Source organism: Streptomyces sp. NPDC039736 (genome assembly GCF_055596485.1).
In genome coordinates this window covers 46,933-67,741 of the sequence record NZ_JBVIUQ010000007.1, presented here as the reverse complement: position 1 = coordinate 67,741, position 20,809 = coordinate 46,933, and the positions used below count along the sequence as shown (strand labels likewise).

Here is a 20,809-nt window from a genome sequence, read left to right as displayed (position 1 = left end):
TCCGCCACCCACCGCGGAACGGAGCGATCCCGAAGGGGCGGGAACGAGCCACGCCCCCGGTCGGGCGTTCCTACAGCCCGGACACCCTCGGCGTCCCGAACGCCGCCTCGACCGCCCGGAACATGACCTCCCAGGTCTTGAACTCCGTGTTGGTGTGCAGGGTGATCGTCCGCTCGCCGTCCGGCGTGCCGACGCACACGATGTGCGAGCCCTGCATGCTGCCGCCCATCCCGCGCAGCGTCAGCCCGCCCGTGACCGCCGGGTCCAGCTCGAACACGCCGAGGCCGTAGCGGGAGTGCGGCATCCAGTGGGCGCCCTCGGTGGAGACCGTGGTCCACATCGCCCGGTGCTGCGCCTCGGGCAGCAGGGTGCCGGCGGCGAACGCCCGGATCACCTGGAGCATGTCCGAGGCGGTGGAGACGACGTTGCCTGCCGCCCACGCCCACGAGCTGTTGTACTCGGTCGTGTCGAGCGGCGGCAGCCCCGGCTCCTCGAACATCGACCGCCAGTTCTCGGCCGTGACGTCCTCGGGGTTCACGCCGTCCTTCAGGAACAGCCCGGAGTACGCGCGCGGATACGGCTCCGGGTACAGGGTGTCGCCCGCGGGCCGTACGAACGTGTGGGTGAGGCCCAGCGGTGCGGCGACGGTCCGCGCCACCTCCTCGGCGTAGCTGTTGCCGGTGACCGCCTCGATGACCGCGCCGGCCAGGTAGAAGCCGCCGTTGGAGTACGCGAAGACCTCGCCGGGCTCCGCCAACGGGGGCTGGGAAACGGTGAGTTCGAGGAGTTCCCGCGTGGTCCACAGGTCGAAGCGGTGCTCGGCGAGCGCGCCGCGGGTGGCGTACCGGTGGGAGATCTCCGGGGCGAGACCGGTGATGAAGAGGCCACCGGTGTTGCTGAGGAGGTGCCGCAGGGTGATCCGGTTGCCGTCGTAGCCGTTGGCGGCGACGCTCAGGACGCCGGGCAGCCACTTCTCCACCGGGTCCTCGATGCTCAGCCTGCCCTCCGCCTCCAGCGCCAGGACCGTGGCCGCCGTGAAGGCCTTGCCGGCGCTGCCGACGTGCAGGTGCTCGCCCCGCTGACGTGCCGTCCCGGCCTCCAGGTCGGCCACGCCGGCCGTGCCGAACCAGTGCCCGTCCGCGTCGCCGACCTCGGCGACGACGCCGGGCACGCCCACCTCGGCCACCGCCCAGTCCAGCACTTCCTGGACCTTCGCGCGGCGGGCGTCCGGGGTGTCGTCGGGGGTTGCGGGGTGCGTGGGGTGCGTGGGGTGCGTCATGGCATTCCCTTCTCCGGGGCGGCCTCCCGGCTCCCTTTCCGGAGCGGTCGTCCGCCTGTTTCTCGGTACGGGGAAGAGCCTCGCGGCCCGCGATGACAGCGCTCTGAGCGTTCTCTGACAGCGGCGGGCCCGCACTGTCAGCGGGCGGCCTCCCGCAGCCGGTCGAGCGCCCGGGCCCGCGGCACGGCCGCGCCTTCGGCGAACGCCGTCGCGTACGCGTCCTCGCCCAGACGCCGTACGAGTGCGGCCGCGAGCCCGCGCAGCTCCGGGTCGCCGTCGTCGAACGCGCCCCTGATCGCCCGGCTCGTGCCGAGCGCGGCCGCCGCGCCCGGCGCGTCCCCCTCCGCCAGCAGCAGGGCGGCCACCTGCTGGGCGGCGAGGGCCGTGTTCCGGTGCGCGAAGGCGGCCCGGACCGCGCCGGGCAGCGCCTCCCGGGCCCGTACCGCGTCGCCCGCGGCCAGGAGGTTGGCCATGCGTACCGGCGCGACCCAGTGCGCGACCTCCTCCGCGGGGAGGGAGGAGGCCGCCGCGAGCGCCTCCAGACGGCCCAGTTCCGCTTCGGCGGCCGCCGGCTCCCCCGAGCGGCGGTGCAGTTCGGACCGGCAGGCCAGGACGCCGACCCGTAGCAGGGCGTCGCCGCGCTGCCGGGCCGCCCGGTCGGCCGCGTCGAGATCGTGCCGGGCCCCCGCCGGATCGCCGCCGCGCATCCGTTCGGCCGCCAGGCCCAGCCGGTACGACACCGCGTCCTGGGGTGCGAGGGCCAGTCCCCGCCCGTACGCGGCGATCGCGGCGTCGTGCTCGCCCCGGACGGAGTGCACCCGTGCCGTGCCCGCCAGCGCCATGGCCGTGCAGAGGCGGTCGCCCGAGGCCTCGAAGGCGCGCAGAGCGCTCGCCGTCGCCCCGGCCAGGGCGGTCCAGTCGCCGTTCTCGTGGTGCGCGAGGGCTTCGGCGAGGTGGGTGCAGCCGGTGGCCCAGTGGTCGCCGCGCTCGCGGATGTCGCGGGTCAGGCGGGTGACGAGCGCGTCGAGGCCGAGCAGGTGGGCCGCGGAGAGCGTCGGCAGCAGGGCCGTGGGGCAGCGTTCCAGGGCGCCGGTGCGCGCGCAGTCCTCGACGACCGCCCGTACGCGGTCCGCGTCGGGGGCGTCGGAGCCGGTCAGCACGCGGAGCGCGGTGAACGCCGCCCGGGCGTCCGGCGGCAGCGCCTCGCCCAGCGCGCACACCGAGGCCACGAGCGCGTCGGCGCGGGCGTCCCAGCGCAGCGCGTGCCAGTACCAGGAGAGGGGGCTCAGGAGGCGGGCGGCGGCGTCCGCGTCCCGGCGGCCGACGGCCGTGCGCAGGGCGTGCACCAGGTTGTCGTACTCGACGGTGAAGAGCCCGTACGACGCCTCCTGCCCGGCGGAGCGCAGCAACGGCTCGTGCCGGGCGGCGAGTTCGGCGAAGTGCCGGACGAGGCGGGTCTCGGCGGCGGCCCGCTCCCCCGCCGCGTCGAGCTGCTCGGCGGCGTACGCCCGTACGCTCGCCAGCATGCGCCAGCGGTCCCCGGTCCGTTCCACGAGGGACTTGTCGACCAGCGCGCCCAGGACGTAGGGCACGTCGGCGGCGGGCAGGGCGTCGTCGTCCGCGCAGACCGCTTCGACGGCGGCCGCCCCGGCGGAGGCGGGGAAGACGGCCAGCCGCCGCATGAGGAGACGCTCCTGGTGGTCCAGCAGGTCCCAGCTCCAGCCGATCACGGCGTGCAGGGTGCGCTGGCGGGGCGGGCCCGCGCGGTTGCCGGACGACAGGAGCCGGAAGCGGTCGTCGAGGCGCCGGGCGATCTGCTCGACGCTCATCGAGCGCAGCCGGGCGGCCGCGAGCTCCAGGGCGAGCGGCACCCCGTCCAGCCCGCGCACCACGTCGCCCACGGCTCGTACGGTGGTCGCGTCGCAGGCGAAGCCGGGCCGCGCGGCCCCCGCCCGGTCGAGGAAGAGCCGTACGGCGGGGGCGGCGGCGCTCTCGCGCGGGCCGGCGGCCGGCTCCGGAAGCGGGAGCGGGGCGAGGCGGCACAGCGACTCGCCCAGGACGTCCAGGGGTTCGCGGCTGGTGGCCAGAACGGTCAGCCGGGGCCGCCGTTCCAGTATCCCCTGGGTGAACTCGGCCGCCGCGTCGGTGAGTTGTTCGCAGTTGTCGAGCACGAGAAGGGCTTCGTCGCCGCCGAGCAGGGCGGCGACCCGGTCCAGCGGGTCCGCGGTGACGACGGGCCGCCCACGCGGGCCGCCCAGGGCGCCGAGCACCGCGTCGAGGAGGCCGGCGCGATCCCGTGCACCCGCCAACGGGACGAACCACGCACGGCCCTGCCGGTACGACCGGTGCGCGGCCGCGGCCTCCAGCGCCAGCCGGGTCTTGCCGACGCCGCCGGGGCCGACCGCGGTCACCAGACGCGAGGTGGTCAACAAGTCGTCCAGCAGGGCCAGTTCGGCTTCGCGTCCGACGAAGGACGTGAGACGGGCCGGGAGGCGGGCGGCGACGGGGTCGGGCGCGGTGGGGGGATCGGCCGTCTCGCCGCGCACGACCGCGAGGTGGGCCTCCCGCAGCACGGGGGACGGATCGACGCCCAGCTCCTCGGCCAGCCGCCTGCGTACGTCGTCGAAGACGGCCAGCGCGTCGGACTGCCGGCCGGCCGCGTACAGGGCGCGGACGCGCAGCGCGGCCAGGCGCTCCCGCAGGGGGTCGAGCGTCGAGGCCGCTTCCAGGTCGGGCAGGATCGAGGCGCCCCGGCCGAGGCGCAGTTCCGCCTCCCAGTGGTCGGCCTGCGCCTGGGCGCGCGCGTTCTCCCACCAGACGGCGGCCGCGTCCGCGAAGTGCGCGTCCCGTACGTCGGCGAGCGCGGGCCCCTCCCACAGCGCGAGCGCCTCGCCGAGCAGGGCGCTCGCCTCCTGCGGCGCGTCGGCGAGCGCGCGGGCGGCACGCGAGGCGAGGTCGGCGAAGCGGAGGGCGTCCACGCGTTCCCGGGGCAGGGCCAGCCGGTAGCCCGCCGGGGCGGACTCCAGGAGGCGCCCTTCGGGCAGGTTCTTGCGCAACCGGTAGACCAGGGCGTGCAGGGAGTTGAGGGCGTTCGCGGGCGGGTGCGCGCCCCACAGGGCGTCGATGAGCTCGGCCGCCGGGACCGTGTCGCCCGCCGCGAGGGCGAGCCGGGCGAGCAGCGCTCTCGGCCTCGTACCGCCGATGGCGGCCGGAACTCCGTCGCCGTCGTAGACCCGGACCGGTCCGAGCAGTGCTGTGCGCATTCCCACGGGGTCAGTATCCCCGGCCGGGGCTGCGGCGCTGTGGACCCTCACCCGGGCTCTGACCGGGGCCGCCGCCGGCGGGTCCGCCGGGCCGGCGGACCCCCGGCTGTCCGCGCTCGCCCTGACCGTGGGCGCGGTGGCCGTCTCGGTCGGCCTGGGCGGCCAGGACCTCGCGCTGGACCGCACGGCCGCGCTCGCCTGGTTCCCGCGCCGGGTCGCGCACCTGGTGCTGGGCGGGGCGTCGGCCGGGGCGGCGCTGCTCGCGGTGCACGCCCTGAGCGGGCAGGGGCCGTCGGTGGGTCTGGTCGCGCGCGACACGGCGGGGCTGATGGGGCTGATGGGGCTGGTGGGGATCGGGGCGGCGTGCTGCGGGCAGCGGTACGCGTGGCTTCCGGCCTTCACCTGGCCGGCGGCGGCCTTCGTCGTACCGCCCGCGCCGAACGCAGCGACGCGGATCCTGACCTGGATGCTCTCCGCCCCGGACACGACGGTCGCCGCGTGGACGGCGGGGGTCCTGGGGGCCTGCGGTCTGCTGGCGTACGGAATCGCCGGGCCGCGGAGGTAGGGGCGGGGAGCCTCGCGGCGCCCGAAACCCGTACCGCGGCGGCCGGGCGCGCCCTAAGCTGACCGGCCGGGCCGCCCGGGGAGAGGTCGGCCCGTCGATCCGGGAAGCAGGAACGCACATGAACGGCACACCACCCGTCCGTATGGGCGCCTTCGCTCCGCTGAGCAGTCCGGGCTGGGCCGGGGCCGGGCAACAGCTCCTCGCCGGAATGGAGTTGGGGGTGCGGCACGCCAACGACTCCGGTGGTGTCGACGGGCGGGAGATCGAGCTGCTGGTGCGGGACACCGCGGCCGATCCGCGGCGGGCCGCCCGTGCCGTGGACGAGCTGGCCGCGGCGGGTGTGGTGGCGCTGGCCGGTGAGTACCACAGCGTCGTGGCCCGGGCCGTCGCGACCCGTGCCGACGCCCGGCGCGTGCCGTACCTGTGCTCGTCGTCGGTTCTCGACGTACTGACCGAACAGCCCTCGGACTGGGTCGCGCGGCTCTCGCCGCCGCAGTCGCGGGGGTGGCGGGTGTACGCGGACCATCTGCGGGAGGCGGGGCACCGGAGGATCGCCGTCGCGACGCAGGACAGCGCCTACTGGGCGGCCGGGACCCGGATCCTGCGTGACTGTCTCGCCCCGCACGGCGGCGGCGTCACCGAGGTCGACATGGGGACGCACTCGGTCGCCTCGGCGTGCGACGCGCTCGCCGCGGCCGGGGTGACCGCCCTCCTGCTGCTGGCCGGCCACCCCGAACCGGCACTTCCGCTCGTCTCCGCCGTACGCGGCGACCCACGGCTCGGGCACCTCCTCCTCGGCGCACCCGCCGGGCAGCCGGAACTGGAAGGGTGGGAGGGGCGGTCGGGGTCCGGCATCCCCTTCCTGCGCTACCTGCCCGAGCAGCTCGGCCCCCTCGGCGTCCGCGTCGGGAAGGAGCTGCGGGAACGTCTGCGCTCCGCGCCGTCCTTCGTCGCCTTCGAGGGGTACGACTCGATCGCCGTCCTGACCGAGGCCCTGCGCACCCACGGCGCCGACCGCGCCCGCGTCGCCGCCTCCTGGCCGGTCCTCGCGGTCGACGGGACCCGGGGACCGATCCGCTTCTCCCGCACCCCGGGCAGCACGGTGTGGCAGTGGGCCGACGCCCCGGTACAGGTCGCCGACCGGGACCCGTCCGCCCCGGACCGCTTCCGGGTGCTGCGGTCCGGCCGGTGAAGACAGCGGCGGGCGGAGCGATGACTTCCCGCCCTGCCGGGAGTCTCCCCTCGACACCGAAACCCGACAGGAGACCCGCCCCGATGAAGTCCACCGACTGGCCCCTGGTCCACTCCGAGCGCGCCGCGCTGGCCGACGACCTCGCGCACCTCACCGACGAGCAGTGGCGAACGCGCTCCCTGTGCACGGAGTTGACGGTGCGTGAGGTGCTCGCGCACCTCACCGTCTCGGCGCGGCTCAACTCCGTGCGCTGGCTGGCGGGCGTCATCCGCTGCCGGTTCGACTTCGACAAGCAGGTCGCCGTACGGCTGGCGGAACAGCTCGGGGCGACTCCCGCCGAGACGCTGGAGCGGTTCCGGCAGTCGATCGGCAGCACGACGAAGCCGCCGCTGCCCGTCCTGGCCGTGCTCGGCGAGACGCTCGTGCACGGCCAGGACATCCGGCACCCGCTGGGCATCGCGCACCGGCCGCCGGTCGAAACGGTCACGCGGGTCGCCGAGTACTACGCGGGCACCGACCTCGTCGTCCTCGCCAAGGGGCGGCTGGGCGGCCTGCGGCTCGTCGCGGAGGACGGGCCCTTCACGACCGGTTCCGGGGCGCTCGTCTCGGGTTCGACCCTGGCCCTGGTCATGGCGATGACCGGCCGCACCGCGTACTGCGACGAACTCGAGGGCGAGGGCGTCGACCTGCTGCGCGAGCGCTGCGGGAGCGCGTGACCCGGACCGCGGGGGCGCGGGCGGCGGCCGGTCCTCAGGAGCACCCCGGGCACAGCCCCCGGTACGTGATCGCCGCCGCCGAGACCGTGAAGCCGTAGCGCTGGTCCGGCGGGAGGTCCGTCAGGGGGTCGCCCGCCGGATGGACGTCACGGATGACGCCGCAGCCCGAGCACACCAGGTGCTGGTGCGGGCGGTGGGCGTTGGGGTCGTAGCGCTTGGCGCGGCCGTCCGTGGAGAGTTCGGTGACCTCGCCGAGCGAGACCATCTCCCCCAGCGTGTTGTAGACGGTCGCCCTGGAGATCTCCGGCAGGCGGCCCACCGCCAGCGCGTGCACCTCGTCGGCCGTGAGGTGGACGTGGTCGCCGTCGAGCACTTCCGCGACGACGCGCCGCTGCGAAGTCATCCGCCAGCCGCGCCCGCGCAGGCGCTCAAGCAGGTCACTCATGACGAACCACCCCGTCGGTGTCGAGAGACGGCCGCTGCCGCGCGTCGCGGAATCGCGCCGCCCTGTTGCGATGCGTTCAGGAGCCGTTGTCATATTTTTGACGAAACATGGAACAGGTGCGCTTCTTGACCTGGACCCAGTCCATCATAGGATCGCTTCTTGGCGACGGGCCACGGGCCACGCGACAGGACACGGCAGTCCGTACCGGCCACCGCTCATCGAAGTGCATGAGATTTGCTGCGATTTGCCGAGATTCACTGATCTGCCCAGCTGGAGAGGACCCCATGGCTGACAACCACGACGCGATCGTCACCGACCCGAAGCTTGAGGAGACCGAGGCGGCCGAGGCGACCGGCGGCTGCCCCGTCGCGCACGGACGCGCCGCGCACCCCACGCAGGGCGGCGGCAACCGGCAGTGGTGGCCGGAGCGCCTCAACGTGAAGATCCTCGCCAAGAACCCCGCGGTGTCCAACCCGCTGGGCGCGGACTTCGACTACGCGAAGGCCTTCGCGGCGCTCGACCTCGCCGCGGTCAAGCAGGACATCGCCGCGGTGCTCACCGACTCCCAGGACTGGTGGCCGGCCGACTTCGGCAACTACGGCCCGCTGATGATCCGGATGGCCTGGCACAGCGCGGGCACGTACCGCATCAGCGACGGCCGCGGCGGCGCCGGCGCCGGTCAGCAGCGGTTCGCGCCGCTCAACAGCTGGCCGGACAACGTCAGCCTCGACAAGGCCCGCCGGCTGCTGTGGCCGGTGAAGAAGAAGTACGGCCAGTCCATCTCCTGGGCCGACCTCCTGATCCTCACCGGCAACGTCGCCCTGGAGACCATGGGCTTCGAGACCTTCGGCTTCGCCGGCGGCCGCGAGGACGTGTGGGAGCCGGAGGAGGACGTCTACTGGGGCCCCGAGACGGAGTGGCTCGGCGGCGACACCCGCTACACGGGCGACCGCAACCTGGAGAGCCCGCTCGGCGCGGTTCAGATGGGTCTGATCTACGTCAACCCCGAGGGCCCCGACGGCAACCCGGACCCGCTCGCCGCCGCCCGCGACATCCGCGAGACCTTCCGCCGGATGGCGATGAACGACGAGGAGACCGTCGCCCTCATCGCCGGCGGCCACACCTTCGGCAAGACCCACGGCGCGGGCCCGGCGGACAACGTCGGCGACGACGTCGAGGCCGCCCCGATGGAGCAGCAGGGCCTGGGCTGGAAGAACACCTACGGCACGGGCGTCGGCAAGGACACCATCACGTCCGGTCTCGAGGTCACCTGGACCGCCACGCCCACCCAGTGGGGCCAGGGCTTCTTCAAGAACCTCTTCGAGTTCGAGTACGAGCTCACCAAGAGCCCGGCGGGCGCCCACCAGTGGATCGCCAAGGACGCCCCGGAGATCATCCCGGACGCCTACGACGCCGAGAAGAAGCACCGCCCGACGATGCTGACGACGGACCTGTCGCTGCGCTTCGACCCGGTGTACGAGCAGATCTCGCGCCGCTTCTACGAGAACCCGGACCAGTTCGCCGACGCGTTCGCCCGCGCCTGGTACAAGCTGACGCACCGTGACATGGGCCCCGTCGCCCGCTACCTGGGCCCGGAGGTCCCCTCCGAGGTGCTGCTGTGGCAGGACCCGCTGCCGGCGCGCGAGGGCGAGCTGCTGGACGCGGCCGACATCGCGGCGCTCAAGGAGCGGGTGCTCGGCTCGGGCCTCACGGTCGCGCAGCTGGTCTCCACCGCCTGGGCCTCGGCCGCCTCGTTCCGCGGCAGCGACAAGCGCGGCGGCGCCAACGGCGCCCGCGTCCGCCTGGAGCCGCAGCGCAACTGGGAGGTCAACAACCCGGACGAGCTCGCCCGGGTGCTGCGCGCCCTGGAGGGCGTTCGGGAGTCCTTCAACGCCCAGGGGGGCCGCCAGGTCTCGCTGGCCGACCTGATCGTCCTGGCGGGCACCGCCGCGGTCGAGAAGGCCGCCAAGGACGGCGGCGTGGACGTCGAGGTCGGCTTCACGCCGGGCCGCGTCGACGCCTCCCAGGAGCAGACGGACGTGGAGTCCTTCGAGGCCCTGGAGCCCACCGCGGACGGCTTCCGCAACTACCTCGGCAAGGGCAACCGCCTCCCCGCCGAGTACCTGCTGCTCGACCGGGCCAACCTGCTCACGCTGAGCGCCCCGGAGATGACCGTGCTCGTCGGCGGTCTGCGGGTGCTGGGCGCCAACCAGGGCGGTTCGAAGCACGGTGTCCTCACCGAGCGCGTCGGCACGCTGACGAACGACTTCTTCGTCAACCTGCTGGACATGGGCACCGCGTGGAAGTCGACCTCCGTCGCGCAGGACGAGTTCGAGGCCCGCGACGCGAGCGGCGCGGTCAAGTGGACGGGCACCCGCGCCGACCTGGTGTTCGGCTCCAACTCCGAACTGCGGGCCGTGGCCGAGGTGTACGCGAGCGACGACGCCAACGAGAAGTTCGTCAAGGACTTCGCCGCCGCTTGGCAGAAGGTCATGGACCTGGACCGGTACGACCTGGTCTGAGGCCCCACGTCACGGGAACGAGGGCCCGCCGGCGCCGAAGAGCGCCGGCGGGCCCTCTGCCGTGCTCCCCCGCAGGCGCGCGGCTGCCCCGTCCGGCGATCCGGGCGGCCCCCGGGTGGAACCGTTCGGGCCCGCCGACCCCTCTGACCCTGCGTACGGCCCGCGTGCAGACCCGCGGGCCGGCCCGTGTACCGACGAGAGGAACCGCTGACCATGACGCGTCGCCTGCGTGCCCTGCTGCTGTCCGCCCTGCTGCTGGGGACGGGTTCGGTGATGTCGACCGCGCCGGCCTCCGCCGTCATCGGCGGCGCGAAGAGCACGTACGGCCCCTGGGCGGTACGCATGCTCGTCGACGGAAAACCGGCCTGCACCGGGACCGCCGTCACGGACCAGTGGATCCTCACCGCCTCGCACTGCTTCTACGAGCAGGCGCAGCCGGTCGCCGACAAGCGGATCTCGTTCAAGGTCGGCAGCCTCGACGTCCGCAAGGGCGCCACCGTGCGCCCGCTGGCGGGGAAGCGGGTGGGCAGCGCGAAGGCCGACATGATGCTGGTCAAGGTCGCGCCGATGGGGGTCCGCGCCGCGAAACTGGCCACCGGTCCCGTCCGGCCCGGCCTGAAGGTCCGGCAGTACGGGTGGGGCGCGACCTGCACCACCGACGAGGACGCCTGCCAGTCCCCCGTGCTCAAGCAGTCGGACCTCAAGGTCGTCCGGCCGGACGACCCCCGGTGCTCGGGCCACACCCTGCCCGGCGGCCCGGACTTCTGCATGGTGAAGGGGACCGGCATCCCCGCCGGGGGCGACTCCGGCGGGCCGGTCATGAGCATCGCCCCGCAGGGCCAGGAGGTCCTGCTCGGCGTCTTCAACGGTTCCGACCGGGAGCAGAGCGCCGAGGCCGGGGAGGTCTCGCAGCAGCTCGCCTGGATCCGCTCGGTCACCCGGCGCTAGCCGGTCCCGCCCCTTCCGGTCCGGGCGGCGCGGCGCACCCCCGGGCGGCGGCGGGCGCCAACTCGCCGGTGTAAACACGGAAGTTGGTGGGGAAGGGGCGGGAGACACCGTACTACTCCCCAGTACGGCCCCGTCCCGAGGGAGAGCGCCGCGCATGAACACGCCCGACAGTGCGGAATGCGGCCGTGCGGAACGCGAGAGCGCCGTGCGCACGGGTGCCGTGGACGGCAGTGCCGTACGCATGAGTGCCACCGGTGGCGGCGCCGTGCGCGACTACGACGTCGTCGTCAGCGGGGCGAGCCTCGCCGGGTGCGCCACGGCGATCCTGCTCGCGCGGCGCGGGGTGCGCGTCGCGCTGCTGGAGCGCCACGCGGACCCGGCCGCGTACAAGACCCTGTGCTCGCACTCCTTGACGGCCTGTGCCCACCCGGTGCTGACCGAGCTGGGACTCGTACCGGTGCTGGAACGGGCGGGGGCAGTGCCCAACAAGGCGCGCTGGCACACCCGGTGGGGGTGGATCGAGCCGTGGGGCGCGGGGGCGGACGGGGAGCTGCCGATCGGGTACAACATCCGGCGCAGCACGCTGGACCCGCTGATCAGGTCGCTGGCGGCGGACACTCCGGGGGTCGACCTGCTGCTCGGGCACCGGGTGACGGGGCTGCTGCGGGAGGGCGCCGGGGCGCGCGTCGTGGGCGTGCGGGTGACGGCGGCGGACGGGGAGAGCGAGCTGCGGGCCCGGCTGGTGGTCGGGGCGGACGGCAAGGACTCGGCGGTGGCGAGGCTGGCCGGGGTGCCGGTGCGGGAGCACCGGAACGGGCGGTTCGGGTATCTGGCGCACTACCGCAACCTGGTGCTGCGGGACGGGCTCAGCCACGCCTGGTTCCTCGAACCGGACATGGCGTACGCGTTCCCCAACGACGACGGGGTGACGGTGCTGACCGTGCTGCCGGACAAGAAGCACCTGCCCGCCTTCCGGGAGGACCTGGAGGGCAGCTTCCTCGCCTTCGTCCGCGCGCTCCCGGACGCTCCGGACATCGACGCGGCCGAACGCGTCACGAAGATCACCGGCACGGTCGACTACCCGCTGCACAGCCGCAGGCCGACCGCTCCGGGCCTCGCGCTCGTCGGCGACGCGGCACTGACCGGCGATCCGCTGTGGGGGGTGGGGTGCGGGTGGGCGCTGCAGTCCGCGCAGTGGCTGGCCAGGGCGGTCGCCCCGGCCGTCGCGGGGCGGGTCGAACTGGACCGGGCGCTGGCGGTGTACGCCAGGAACCACGGGCGGCGGCTGCGCGGCCATCAGTTCCTGGCGGCGGACTTCGCGGCGTCGCGGCCGTTCAACCCGGTGGAGCGGCTGATGTTCTCGGCGGCCGCGCGGGACACGGCGGTGGCGCGGCACATGCATCTGTTCGCGTCGCGGCTGATCGGTCCGGCGCGGTTCCTGAGCCCGGCGGCGCTCGCGAAGGCGTCGGTGGTCAACGTCCGGCACCGGCGCCGGGCGGGGGCGGGGGCCGGGTACGTCAGCGGGGGGCGAGGTCGTCGAGTTCCGCGGTGAACAGGAGGGCGGGGTCGAACCCCATGCCGGCGAAGTGCCCGGCGAGTTCCAGGGACAGGACGCCGTGCAGCCGGGTCCAGAACGCCAGGGCGAGACGCAGGGCCGCGGGCGGTGCGGGGTGTCCGGCGGCCCACTCGCGGTGCCCGGCGAGGAAGCCGGGGGCGGGGGGCGCGGCCGGGCGCGCGGCGAGGGCGGCGGTGCACGCGTCGAGGAGTGTCTTCATGATCGCGTCGGAGACGCCGGTGACGTCGTCGGGGGCGTGGTAGCCGGGGACGGGGGTGCCGTAGACGAGGAGGTACCGGTGGGGGTCCTCCAGCGCCCAGTCGCGCAGGGTGTGGGCGAGGGCGCGCAGGTCGGCGCCCGTGGCGGCGGTGTCGTGCAGGGTGTCGGCGAGGCTCCGGTAGGCCTCTTTGACCAGTTCGGTGATCAGGTCGTCGCGGCTCGCGTAGTAGCGGTAGAGGGCGGGGCCGCTCATGCCCATCCGCTTGGCGATGGCGTTGAGGGAGAGCGCTGAGGCCCCGGCCGTGGCGACCTGCTGCCAGGCGTGTTCCTTGATCTCCGCGCGGACCTGGGCGCGGTAGCGCTCGCGCGGGGACTCCGCGGCCGCCCGCTCCTCCTTCTTCACCACGGCTCGCCGCCCTTCCCGCCGGTCACCCAATTTTCGTTAGAGCCTATCACGGAACTATTGACCCCTCACGTTCGAGGCAGTTATACCTTGTAACGAACAAAGCGGCTTGTAGCTCCAGCGCCACGATCCGCCTTTCCCGCCACCGACCTGACGAGGGGACACCCATGTCCGCGATCCGCAGCACCCGCGCCGCCCTGCTCGCCGTCTCGCTGCTCGCCACCGGCGCCCTGGGCGCAGCGGCGGCACCGGTGGCGGCGACGCCCACCGGCTCCGCCACCTCGCTCACCTGCAAGGGCAAGGGCGTCGACCCCGGCGCCCGGGTCCGCCACCGCACCGAGACCGTCGTCCACGCGCCCCTGCACACCGTCTGGAAGCTCCAGACGGACGTGGAGCGCTGGCCCTCCTGGCAGCCCGGCATCACCGACGTGCGGCGCCTGGACCACGGCCCGTTCCGGGCGGGCTCGGCGTTCCGCTGGACGACACCGATTCCGCCCAACCCCTCGACGCCCGCCACCAGTCTGGAGATCACCTCGACCGTCCGGCAGGCCGAGCGCGGCTCCTGCATCCGCTGGACCGGCCCGGCCGTCGGCGAGGGCCTGCGCATCGACGGCGTGCACGTGTGGAGGTTCACCGAGGTCAGGGGCGGGGTCCGGGTCACCACCGAGGAGACGCACACCGGCGCGGTGGTGGACGCCCACGAGGACGCCGCCCGGACGGTCCTGCGCGAGGGCCTGGAGAAGTGGCTGCGCGACCTCAAGGCCGCGGCGGAGTCCGGCGGGCGCTGAAAGCTGCTCCCCCAGCCGGGCCTCCCCCGCCGGACCTCACCGCATCGCCGGACCGCACCGGGCTGCCGGGGACCGCACCGGGCCCCCGGGCCTCCCCGCACCGCCCGGCCTCACCGGAGAGCGGCGAACGTGCCCTCGCGTGTCGTCGTGTCGGGGGCGGTCCAGGGGGCGGTGACGTACGCCCGGGACCCGTCCGCCGCCGGCGCGCCCAGGACGCGCGTCACCGCGAGGGTCAGCGCGCCGGACGCCTCCCCCGTGCCCACGACGAGGGTCGTGGCGTGCGGCTCCTCGTGGACGTCGCGTACGTCGCCGGGGACGAGTCCGGCGGGGAGCGCGGGACCCGTGGTGCGGGCGGTGACGGTGGGGTCCGGGGTGTCGCTCAGGTTCTGGTGCTGCGGCTCGGACCGGTTCTGGAGCAGGGCGAGCAACTGGGCGACGAGGACCGGGTCCCGCGGGCCGTCGTACACCCAGCGCTTCCCCAGCACCCCGTGCTCCATCGTGCCGATGAGGGCCTGCTCGGCGGCCCCTTCGAGCGGTGCGCCGCGATAGGTGACGGGGACGTGGTACGTGACCGGGCTCGCCCCGGACGTGTCCGTCACCACCATGAACTCCAGGCCCACTTCGCCCTCCGGGTCCTCCAGCCGGAAGCCGCCGGCCTTGGCCAGCTCCGGGGCCGAAGTGCCCTGGTACCAGGGGCGGGTGGGCAGCCACGCGGTGAGGAGTTCGAGTTTGGTGGGGGTCACTGTGGTGTGGTGGATGGTCGCCATGCGGGGAAGGTACACGGCTGTCGCCGGCACCTTCCCCGCGGGACGCGCCCAAGGGGCTCGGGAAGTCGTCCGTACGTCCCGCCCCTCCGCCTCAGGGAGCCATCTCGTACGTGCCCGACAGCGCCTCGACCTGCTGCCAGACGCGGGCCGAGCGCTCCTCGTCCACGGCGGGCCGGCGGACGGCCGCGAGCGCCCAGTCCTGCTGCGCCCCGGTGGCCGAGTCCTTGCCGTACAGCTCCACGGCGTGGGCCGAGAAGTCCCGTACCAGGACGGCGAAGAGCTCGTCGAGCACGTCCTCGTCGAGGCCCGTCAGCTTCGCCTGCTCCAGGATGAGCTGGCCGTGCACGACGAGCGCGAAGAGCTGGCCGACGGCGAGAAGGAGGTCCAGGTCGCGGCTCTGCTCCTCGTCCGGGGCGGCGGTCCTCACGAACTCGCACAGCGCGTCGGCCTGTTCGCGCAGCCGGGCCACGTTGGGCAGACTCGCGTACGCGTCGAACGCCGGGCGCCAGTCGTGGAAACGGACCGCGCCGAGGCCCCGGGCGGGTCCCTGACGGAAGAGGAAGTCGTCGTCGGCCGCGTCGCGGCGGGTCGGGACGCCCTCGTAGGGGGCCGGGTCCAGGAGGTGGTTCTTCATGAACTTCAGGATCAGGGCGAGGTTGACGTGGACCGTGCCCTCCAGCTTGGGCAGGCCGCGGATCTCGACCGCCGCCTGGGCGAAGTAGTTGTCCTTCTCGAAGCCCTTGGCGGCGATGACGTCCCACATGAGGTCGATGACCTTCTCGCCCTCGGTGGTCACCTTCATCTTCGTCATGGGGTTGAAGAGCAGGTAGCGGCGGTCGTCGGGGCCGGCCGTGCGGAAGTAGTCGACGGCGCGGTCGCTGAAGAGCTTCATGCCGACCAGCCGGACGTACGCGTCGGTCAGCTCGCGGCGCACGTGCGGGAACGCGGTGACGGGGCGGCCGTACAGGATGCGGTTGCTCGCGTGGGTGACGGCCTCGTACATCGCGTGCTCGCAGATGCCGATGGAGGCGGTGCACAGGTTGAACTTGCCGACGTTGACGGTGTTGAGCGCGGCGTCGAAGGCGGCGCGGCCGGTGTGCAGGACGTCGGCGGCGGTGACCGGGTAGTCCGCCAGGCGGAACTCGCTGACGTACTTCGAGGAGTCGACGACGTTCTTGACCAGGTGGTACGCCTCGTGGCGGCTGTCGGCGGCGAAGAAGACGTAACCGTCGGGGCCCTCGACGTCGGTGCGGCGGCCGAAGACGGAGACCAGGCCCGCCGCGTTGCCGTTGCCGATGTAGTACTTGGAGCCGGTGGCGCGGAAACCGCCGTCGGCGTCCGGGGTGAGCAGCATGTCGGTGTGGTAGATGTCCGCGCCGTGCGACTTCTCGGAGAGGCCGAAGGCGAAGACCTCGCCCTGGTCGAGGAGGGCGGCCGCGCGGGCGCGGGCGTCGGCGTTCTCGCTCTGCCAGACCGGGCCGAGGCCGAGGACGGTGACCTGCCAGGCGTACCAGTAGTCGAGCCCGTAGAAGCCGAAGATCTCGTTGAGGGCGGCGATGCGGGCGGTGTCCCACCGCTTGTCGGGGTTGTCCCCGGCGTCCGCGGCCGGGGTGAGGAAGGTCGCGAACAGCCCCTCCTTCGCCGAGAACGCGAGGAAGTCCGCCAGCCAGGCGCGGCTGCGGTAGTCCTCGATGAGCCGGCGCTTGCCGCGTGCCTCGAACCAGTCGACGGTGGCGCGCAGCAGCCTGCCCGTCTCGGCGTCGAAGCCCTGGGGGTCGTAGGTCTGCGGGTTGAAGAGGAGGGGGGCGGCGGCCATGGGGGGTGCCTTTCGGGGAGGGTACGGGCGGACGCGTCGAGACGCTCTTCCAGCGCGATCTTGCTATGCAACTTGTTGCACAAACAAGGCGGTGGCGCCGGTTGAGACACGGCTCACGGCGGGGGCCCGGCGCGCACCGCGTGCGGGGCCGGGCGGCCGGCCCCGCGTGTGCGGGCCGCCCGCCCGGCTCCGCGTCAGCGGACCACGTCGAAGACGTTCTTCTGGATGCCGTTGGCGTACGCCTCGTGCTCGACCAGCCGCAGCTTGCGGGCGTCCTTGTCGGCGGTGCTGAACAGCCGCTTGCCCGCGCCCAGCAGGAACGGGAAGACCAGGAGGTGGTAGCGGTCGATCAGGTCCGCGTCGGCGAGGGAGCGGGTGAGGGCGGCGCTGCCGTGGACGACGACCGGGCCGCCCTCGGTCCGCTTCAGCGCGGCGACCTCCTCCAGGGAGCGCAGGATGCTCGTCTCGCCCCAGTTCGGGACGAGGGCGTCCTCGGCGAGGGCGGTGGAGACGACGTACTTGGGCAGGGTCCTGTACCGGGCGAAGTCCTCCATGTCCGGCCACACGGCGCTGAACGCCTCGTAGCTGGTGCGGCCGAGCAGCATGGCGGCGGCCTCCCGCTGCTCCCGGTCCTTGATCTCGTAGGCCTCCGGCAGGAACTCGATGTCCTTGAAGGTCCATCCGGAGTTGCGGTAGCCCTCCTCGCCGCCCGGGGCCTCGACGACGCCGTCGAGCGAGACGAAGGCGGTGCTGATCAGAGTGCGCATGTGGTGACTCCCCTGGACGCAGGGGGCGTGAGTGCCCCTGTGTTCGTTGTTCCGGGCACATTGTCACGCGGTGGACCGTCGGTGCGGTCCGCCGGCCGGGGCCCTCCGCACCCCCCGCCTTCGCGCAGGCGGGCGGTGTGCAGAATGAGGCCATGCCGATAACGATCACCCCTCAGACGGCAACCGTCGACGACGCGGCGCAGATCAGCCGGACCCTGGCCCGCGCGTTCGCCGACGACCCGATAATGCTGTCGTTCTTCACCGACGACGCCACCCGCGAGGACTCCCTCGCGCGGTACTTCAGCACCCTGTTCACCCGGCAGTACGTCCTGCACGGGCTGTGCGAGCGCACCGCGTCGGCGGCGGCCTTCTGGGTGCCGGCGCAGGCCCAGGAGAAGGCCGTTCCGGACGCGGCGACCATCGAGGTGCTGACGGGCATCCTCGGGGAGCGGGCCGAGCAGTTCGGCGCCGCCGTGCGGACCGCCGCCCAGCACGCCCCGCAGGAGCCGCACTGGTCGCTGGCGCTCATCGGCGCGGACCCGGAGGCACGTGGCCAGGGGCACGGGTCGGCGCTACTGCGCTCGGGGCTCGCGCAGGCCGACGCGGCGGGTCAGCCGGTGTACCTGGAGTCCTCCAAGCCGTCGAACGTACCCGTCTACGAGCACTTCGGCTTCCGCGTGCGCGAGGAGTTCGAGCTGCCGGGCGGCGGCCCGACGCTGTGGGGCATGTGGCGCGAGCCGCAGGCGGACGCCGCGGAGTAGGCCCTCACAGGCGGCACGAGTCACGGGCGGACGCCGCGAAGCAGGGCTCGCAGGCGGCGGGAAGTGGGCGCGCTCCGGGGGCTGTTGGCCGCCTCCGGTTCATCCGCTCCTTGCCAGGAGGTCATGCGGCCCGGTGATCATCGGCCGCATGAACCTCCTCACCCAGGCCCCCGCCCGGCTCCTGCGCCCCGCCGCCGCCGGTCCCGCGCTCGCGCTCGCGGTCTCGGCCGCGCTGCTGTCCCCCGCCGCCCCGGCGCACGCCGCCGACGGCGCCGTTTCGTACGAGGTGAAGATCAACCTCACCGCCGCCGCACTCGACGGCTCGCACGCGCCGAGTGCCGCGGTGCGCAAGGCCTTCGGCATCACCGGTGCGGCCAAGGCCCGTTCGTACAGCTACTACGACACGGACGACCGCGCGCTCGACGCCAAGGGGTGGAGCGTGCGCCTGCGCCACAAGGACGGCTCGTCCTTCGAGGAGACGTACAAGAAGCGCTTCCCGGTGACGGACGGCGACCTCGACGCGGCCCTGAAGACGGCCCGCGCGGCGGGCTTCGACAGCGGCGACTCCGCGTACAAGACGGAGGTCGACTGGGGGTACGCCAAGCAGACCCTGAGCTTCAGCAACGAGACGAAGCGCAGCGCCAAGAACTACCCCGGCACCTCCCTCCCGTCCGGCGACACCGGCCGCGGCTGGCTGGTCGCCGACGCCCCCGGCAAGCTGAAGGACGCGACGAACGCGCTGGGCTCCTCGCGGGCGCACGGTCCGGTGACGGCGAAGGTGTACGGCGGTGCGTGGGGCGGCTCCGACGACGCGAGCATCGAGGTCCTGCCGGTCGTCGGCGCGGGCGGCACGGGCACGGAGTACGTGGTGGAGCTCTCCTTCAAGACGGACTCCCGGACGGACGCCGCCGAACTGCACCGGAAGTCCGTCGCGGCCGCCGAGGCCAACGGGTGGCTGTACCGGGGCGACATCCTGAAGACACAGCTCATCCTCGACCGCTACTGATACGGACGGCTCACGGCGTTCGCCGGTCGCACGGACGGACCCCGTCCGCGCGGCTGGCGTTCCAGCCGGCCCGGCGGGATCGTCCGCGCCGCCCCGCGGGGCGGTCGGCCCGGTGCCGGGCACGAGCGCGACCGCGGCGCCGCCCGGACCCGGCACCGGGCGCACGCGCGGGTTCACCCAGGAGTCGTCCCGGCGTCACGTCCGCGTCGCTCGTCGTTGAGCGGTGCCGCTGATCATGGCGCTGTCGCCGTGGGCTTCCACCACGGGCGAAGTGCTGTGAAGTTCCGAGGGAGTTGTCCTGCTCATGAATCCGCGTGCCCTGCGTCGCCCCGCCGCCGTCGTGCTGCCGATGTCCACCGTGCTCGCGCTGACCACCGTGGTGGGGACCGCCGACGCGACTGCTCCCACGCATCACCGGCCCGACGGGCCGCGCGTCGTGTCGACGGCGACGCTGCCGGACATACCGCTCGCGAAGTTCAGCAACCGCCTGCTGCCCGGCACCGTGCACGACGACCGCGGCGTGGACCTCGGCGGCATCGGCAGCGACCTGTATCCGGCGGGGCGGCACGGGGAGTTCTGGACCGTGACCGACCGGGGGCCCAACGGGCAGATCGAGGTCGGCAAGGAGAAGCGGCGGACGTTCCCGGTTCCCGGGTTCAATCCGGCGATCGTGAAGATCAGGGCCGTGGGCGGACGCGTCGAGGTGCTGCGGTCCATTCCGCTGACGACGGCGAAGGGCAGGCCCGTCACCGGGCTGCCGAACCAGGCCGGACGCGACGAGGCCCCGTACGACTACAAGGCCGCCAAGCCGCTGACGTACAACCCCGATGGGCTGGACACCGAGGGGATCGTCCAGGACCGGGACGGCAGCTTCTGGCTGGTCGACGAGTACGGGCCCTCGCTGGTGCACGTGTCGGCGCACGGGCGGGTGCTGGAGCGGCACGTGCCGAAGGGGCTGAACCTGAAGGGGGCCGGGTACCGGGTGGTCGAGTCGCTGCCGGCGGTGTTCCTGAAGCGGAAGATCAACCGGGGGTTCGAGGGGCTGGCGCTGCTGCCCGACGGGGATCTGGTGCTCGGGCTGCAGAGCCCGCTGCTGAATCCCGGCAAGGAGTCCGTGGAGGAGTCCCGGACGACGCGGCTGCTGCGCTTCTCGCCGCGCCGGGGGAAGGTCACGGCGGAGTACGTGTACCGGTTCGACCCGGTGGGCGTCGTGGAGCCCGGGCAGAAGAAGACCTCGGAGCTGAAGATCTCCGCGCTGGTCGCGCTCGGCGGGAACCGGCTGCTGGTGCAGGAGCGCACGGACAAGTCCACCCGGCTGCACGAGGTGCGGCTGCGCCCGGGCAACGACATCCTCCGCACCCGCTGGGAGTCCGCCGCGAAGCCCTCGGTGGAGGAGCTGCCCGAGCCGGCCGGGGCCGGGGTTCCCGTGCTGCCCAAGCGGCTCGTGGCCGACCTGAACGGGGTCAAGGGCGTGCCCGGCAAGATCGAGGGCATCGCGGTGGAGGGCGACCGGACGCTCGTCCTGCTGAACGACAACGACTTCGGCATGACGGACGGGCCGCGTGCCTTCGACGCGAAGGGGCGGCTCGTCGACAGCCGGGTCGAGACCACGCTGGTACGGGTGCGGCTGCCGCACCCGGTGCGCTGAGCGCGACGCGTCGCGGGGCCGGGCGCACGCACGACGGCCGCACCGGCGCACGGTGGTCCTCGTGCGCCGCCCGGAGCGGTGGCGGACCGGCGCGGACCGGCCGGTGAGGCGGAGGCGGAAGAGAGGCGGACGGCAGCGGTTCCCGGGTG

Annotated in this window: 17 protein-coding genes; 10 read left to right on the top strand and 7 right to left on the bottom strand. The window is 73.8% G+C overall.

Features of this window, described 5'->3' with window-relative positions; translation table 11 throughout:
• Positions 1-70 precede the first annotated feature (70 nt).
• Both ACZ56L_RS22295 and ACZ56L_RS22290 read right to left on the bottom strand, forming a co-directional pair.
• Positions 71-1,279, bottom strand: a complete 1,209-nt coding sequence (locus ACZ56L_RS22295) for a serine hydrolase domain-containing protein (protein ID WP_468692476.1) — start codon at positions 1,277-1,279, stop codon at positions 71-73.
• 137 nt (positions 1,280-1,416) lie between these two features.
• Positions 1,417-4,542: a BTAD domain-containing putative transcriptional regulator gene (locus ACZ56L_RS22290; RefSeq protein ID WP_471066272.1), complete on the bottom strand. Its 3,126-nt coding sequence runs from the start codon at positions 4,540-4,542 to the stop codon at positions 1,417-1,419.
• Between ACZ56L_RS22290 and ACZ56L_RS22285 the strand changes: the two genes are divergently transcribed.
• The 3 genes from ACZ56L_RS22285 (at position 4,535) to ACZ56L_RS22275 (ending at position 7,015) form a co-directional block, all read left to right on the top strand.
• Positions 4,535-5,107, top strand: coding sequence for a hypothetical protein (locus ACZ56L_RS22285; RefSeq protein ID WP_471065803.1), 573 nt, complete (start codon positions 4,535-4,537; stop codon positions 5,105-5,107). The genes ACZ56L_RS22290 and ACZ56L_RS22285 overlap by 8 nt on opposite strands.
• Before the next feature lie 118 nt (positions 5,108-5,225).
• Positions 5,226-6,299, top strand: coding sequence for an ABC transporter substrate-binding protein (locus ACZ56L_RS22280; RefSeq protein WP_468692472.1), 1,074 nt, complete (start codon positions 5,226-5,228; stop codon positions 6,297-6,299).
• Positions 6,300-6,382: 83 nt separating this feature from the next.
• Entirely contained in the window at positions 6,383-7,015 is a 633-nt protein-coding gene (locus ACZ56L_RS22275) for a maleylpyruvate isomerase family mycothiol-dependent enzyme (RefSeq protein ID WP_345219493.1), read from the top strand.
• A 34-nt stretch (positions 7,016-7,049) separates the two neighbouring features.
• Here ACZ56L_RS22275 and ACZ56L_RS22270 read toward each other — a convergent pair whose 3' ends face one another.
• Positions 7,050-7,460, bottom strand: coding sequence for a Fur family transcriptional regulator (locus ACZ56L_RS22270; RefSeq protein WP_401759897.1), 411 nt, complete (start codon positions 7,458-7,460; stop codon positions 7,050-7,052).
• A 284-nt stretch (positions 7,461-7,744) separates the two neighbouring features.
• On the opposite strand from ACZ56L_RS22270, the gene katG reads away from it, so the two are divergent.
• From katG to ACZ56L_RS22255, 3 genes are all read left to right on the top strand, one after another.
• Positions 7,745-9,982 carry a catalase/peroxidase HPI gene (gene katG, locus ACZ56L_RS22265; protein ID WP_471065801.1) on the top strand — a complete coding sequence of 746 codons (2,238 nt, stop codon included), beginning with the start codon at positions 7,745-7,747 and terminating at the stop codon, positions 9,980-9,982.
• Between the two features lie 213 nt (positions 9,983-10,195).
• Entirely contained in the window at positions 10,196-10,930 is a 735-nt protein-coding gene (locus ACZ56L_RS22260; RefSeq protein ID WP_345219490.1) for a S1 family peptidase, read from the top strand.
• A gap of 154 nt (positions 10,931-11,084) precedes the next feature.
• Positions 11,085-12,482 carry an NAD(P)/FAD-dependent oxidoreductase gene (locus tag ACZ56L_RS22255; protein WP_471065799.1) on the top strand — a complete coding sequence of 466 codons (1,398 nt, stop codon included), beginning with the start codon at positions 11,085-11,087 and terminating at the stop codon, positions 12,480-12,482.
• Here the strand turns inward: ACZ56L_RS22255 and ACZ56L_RS22250 are convergent.
• Positions 12,448-13,110, bottom strand: a complete 663-nt coding sequence (locus ACZ56L_RS22250) for a TetR/AcrR family transcriptional regulator (RefSeq protein WP_471065797.1) — start codon at positions 13,108-13,110, stop codon at positions 12,448-12,450. The two genes, ACZ56L_RS22255 and ACZ56L_RS22250, sit on opposite strands and share 35 nt — an antisense overlap.
• Positions 13,111-13,274: 164 nt before the next feature.
• Here ACZ56L_RS22250 and ACZ56L_RS22245 point away from each other — a divergent pair, with 164 nt between their 5' ends.
• On the top strand, positions 13,275-13,895 hold the full coding sequence (locus ACZ56L_RS22245; protein ID WP_471065795.1) for an SRPBCC family protein: 621 nt from the start codon (positions 13,275-13,277) through the stop codon (positions 13,893-13,895).
• Between the two features lie 110 nt (positions 13,896-14,005).
• Here the strand turns inward: ACZ56L_RS22245 and ACZ56L_RS22240 are convergent, their stop codons facing one another.
• The 3 genes from ACZ56L_RS22240 to ACZ56L_RS22230 all read right to left on the bottom strand — a co-directional run bounded on the left by ACZ56L_RS22240 (position 14,006) and on the right by ACZ56L_RS22230 (position 17,245).
• Positions 14,006-14,662 carry a maltokinase N-terminal cap-like domain-containing protein gene (locus tag ACZ56L_RS22240; protein ID WP_471065793.1) on the bottom strand — a complete coding sequence of 219 codons (657 nt, stop codon included), beginning with the start codon at positions 14,660-14,662 and terminating at the stop codon, positions 14,006-14,008.
• A 91-nt stretch (positions 14,663-14,753) separates the two neighbouring features.
• Positions 14,754-16,478: an acyl-CoA dehydrogenase family protein gene (locus ACZ56L_RS22235; protein ID WP_401759881.1), complete on the bottom strand. Its 1,725-nt coding sequence runs from the start codon at positions 16,476-16,478 to the stop codon at positions 14,754-14,756.
• A 194-nt stretch (positions 16,479-16,672) separates the two neighbouring features.
• Complete coding sequence (locus tag ACZ56L_RS22230; protein ID WP_471065791.1) at positions 16,673-17,245, bottom strand: dihydrofolate reductase family protein; 573 nt, start codon at positions 17,243-17,245, stop codon at positions 16,673-16,675.
• A gap of 152 nt (positions 17,246-17,397) precedes the next feature.
• On the opposite strand from ACZ56L_RS22230, the gene ACZ56L_RS22225 reads away from it, so the two are divergent.
• The 3 genes from ACZ56L_RS22225 (at position 17,398) to ACZ56L_RS22215 (ending at position 20,660) form a co-directional block, all read left to right on the top strand.
• Positions 17,398-18,006: a GNAT family N-acetyltransferase gene (locus tag ACZ56L_RS22225; protein ID WP_471065789.1), complete on the top strand. Its 609-nt coding sequence runs from the start codon at positions 17,398-17,400 to the stop codon at positions 18,004-18,006.
• Between the two features lie 148 nt (positions 18,007-18,154).
• A complete protein-coding gene (locus ACZ56L_RS22220) occupies positions 18,155-19,012 on the top strand; it encodes a CYTH domain-containing protein (protein ID WP_345219482.1) in 858 nt (285 codons plus the stop codon).
• A 304-nt stretch (positions 19,013-19,316) separates the two neighbouring features.
• Positions 19,317-20,660 carry an esterase-like activity of phytase family protein gene (locus tag ACZ56L_RS22215; RefSeq protein WP_401759875.1) on the top strand — a complete coding sequence of 448 codons (1,344 nt, stop codon included), beginning with the start codon at positions 19,317-19,319 and terminating at the stop codon, positions 20,658-20,660.
• Positions 20,661-20,809: the final 149 nt, after the last annotated feature.

Excerpts from the sequence above, each read along its gene's own strand:
- ACZ56L_RS22230 (WP_471065791.1), bottom strand. The coding sequence starts at position 17,245 with ATGCGCACTCTGATCAGCACCGCCTTCGTCTCGCTCGACGGCGTCGTC.
- ACZ56L_RS22245 (WP_471065795.1), top strand. The coding sequence starts at position 13,275 with ATGTCCGCGATCCGCAGCACCCGCGCCGCCCTGCTCGCCGTCTCGCTG.
- ACZ56L_RS22255 (WP_471065799.1), top strand. The coding sequence starts at position 11,085 with ATGAACACGCCCGACAGTGCGGAATGCGGCCGTGCGGAACGCGAGAGC.
- ACZ56L_RS22220 (WP_345219482.1), top strand. The coding sequence starts at position 18,155 with ATGAACCTCCTCACCCAGGCCCCCGCCCGGCTCCTGCGCCCCGCCGCC.
- ACZ56L_RS22215 (WP_401759875.1), top strand. The coding sequence starts at position 19,317 with ATGAATCCGCGTGCCCTGCGTCGCCCCGCCGCCGTCGTGCTGCCGATG.
- ACZ56L_RS22290 (WP_471066272.1), bottom strand. The coding sequence starts at position 4,542 with ATGCGCACAGCACTGCTCGGACCGGTCCGGGTCTACGACGGCGACGGA.
- ACZ56L_RS22235 (WP_401759881.1), bottom strand. The coding sequence starts at position 16,478 with ATGGCCGCCGCCCCCCTCCTCTTCAACCCGCAGACCTACGACCCCCAG.
- ACZ56L_RS22275 (WP_345219493.1), top strand. The coding sequence starts at position 6,383 with ATGAAGTCCACCGACTGGCCCCTGGTCCACTCCGAGCGCGCCGCGCTG.
- ACZ56L_RS22280 (WP_468692472.1), top strand. The coding sequence starts at position 5,226 with ATGAACGGCACACCACCCGTCCGTATGGGCGCCTTCGCTCCGCTGAGC.
- ACZ56L_RS22240 (WP_471065793.1), bottom strand. The coding sequence starts at position 14,662 with ATGGCGACCATCCACCACACCACAGTGACCCCCACCAAACTCGAACTC.
- ACZ56L_RS22260 (WP_345219490.1), top strand. The coding sequence starts at position 10,196 with ATGACGCGTCGCCTGCGTGCCCTGCTGCTGTCCGCCCTGCTGCTGGGG.
- ACZ56L_RS22295 (WP_468692476.1), bottom strand. The coding sequence starts at position 1,279 with ATGACGCACCCCACGCACCCCACGCACCCCGCAACCCCCGACGACACC.
- katG (WP_471065801.1), top strand. The coding sequence starts at position 7,745 with ATGGCTGACAACCACGACGCGATCGTCACCGACCCGAAGCTTGAGGAG.
- ACZ56L_RS22225 (WP_471065789.1), top strand. The coding sequence starts at position 17,398 with ATGCCGATAACGATCACCCCTCAGACGGCAACCGTCGACGACGCGGCG.
- ACZ56L_RS22270 (WP_401759897.1), bottom strand. The coding sequence starts at position 7,460 with ATGAGTGACCTGCTTGAGCGCCTGCGCGGGCGCGGCTGGCGGATGACT.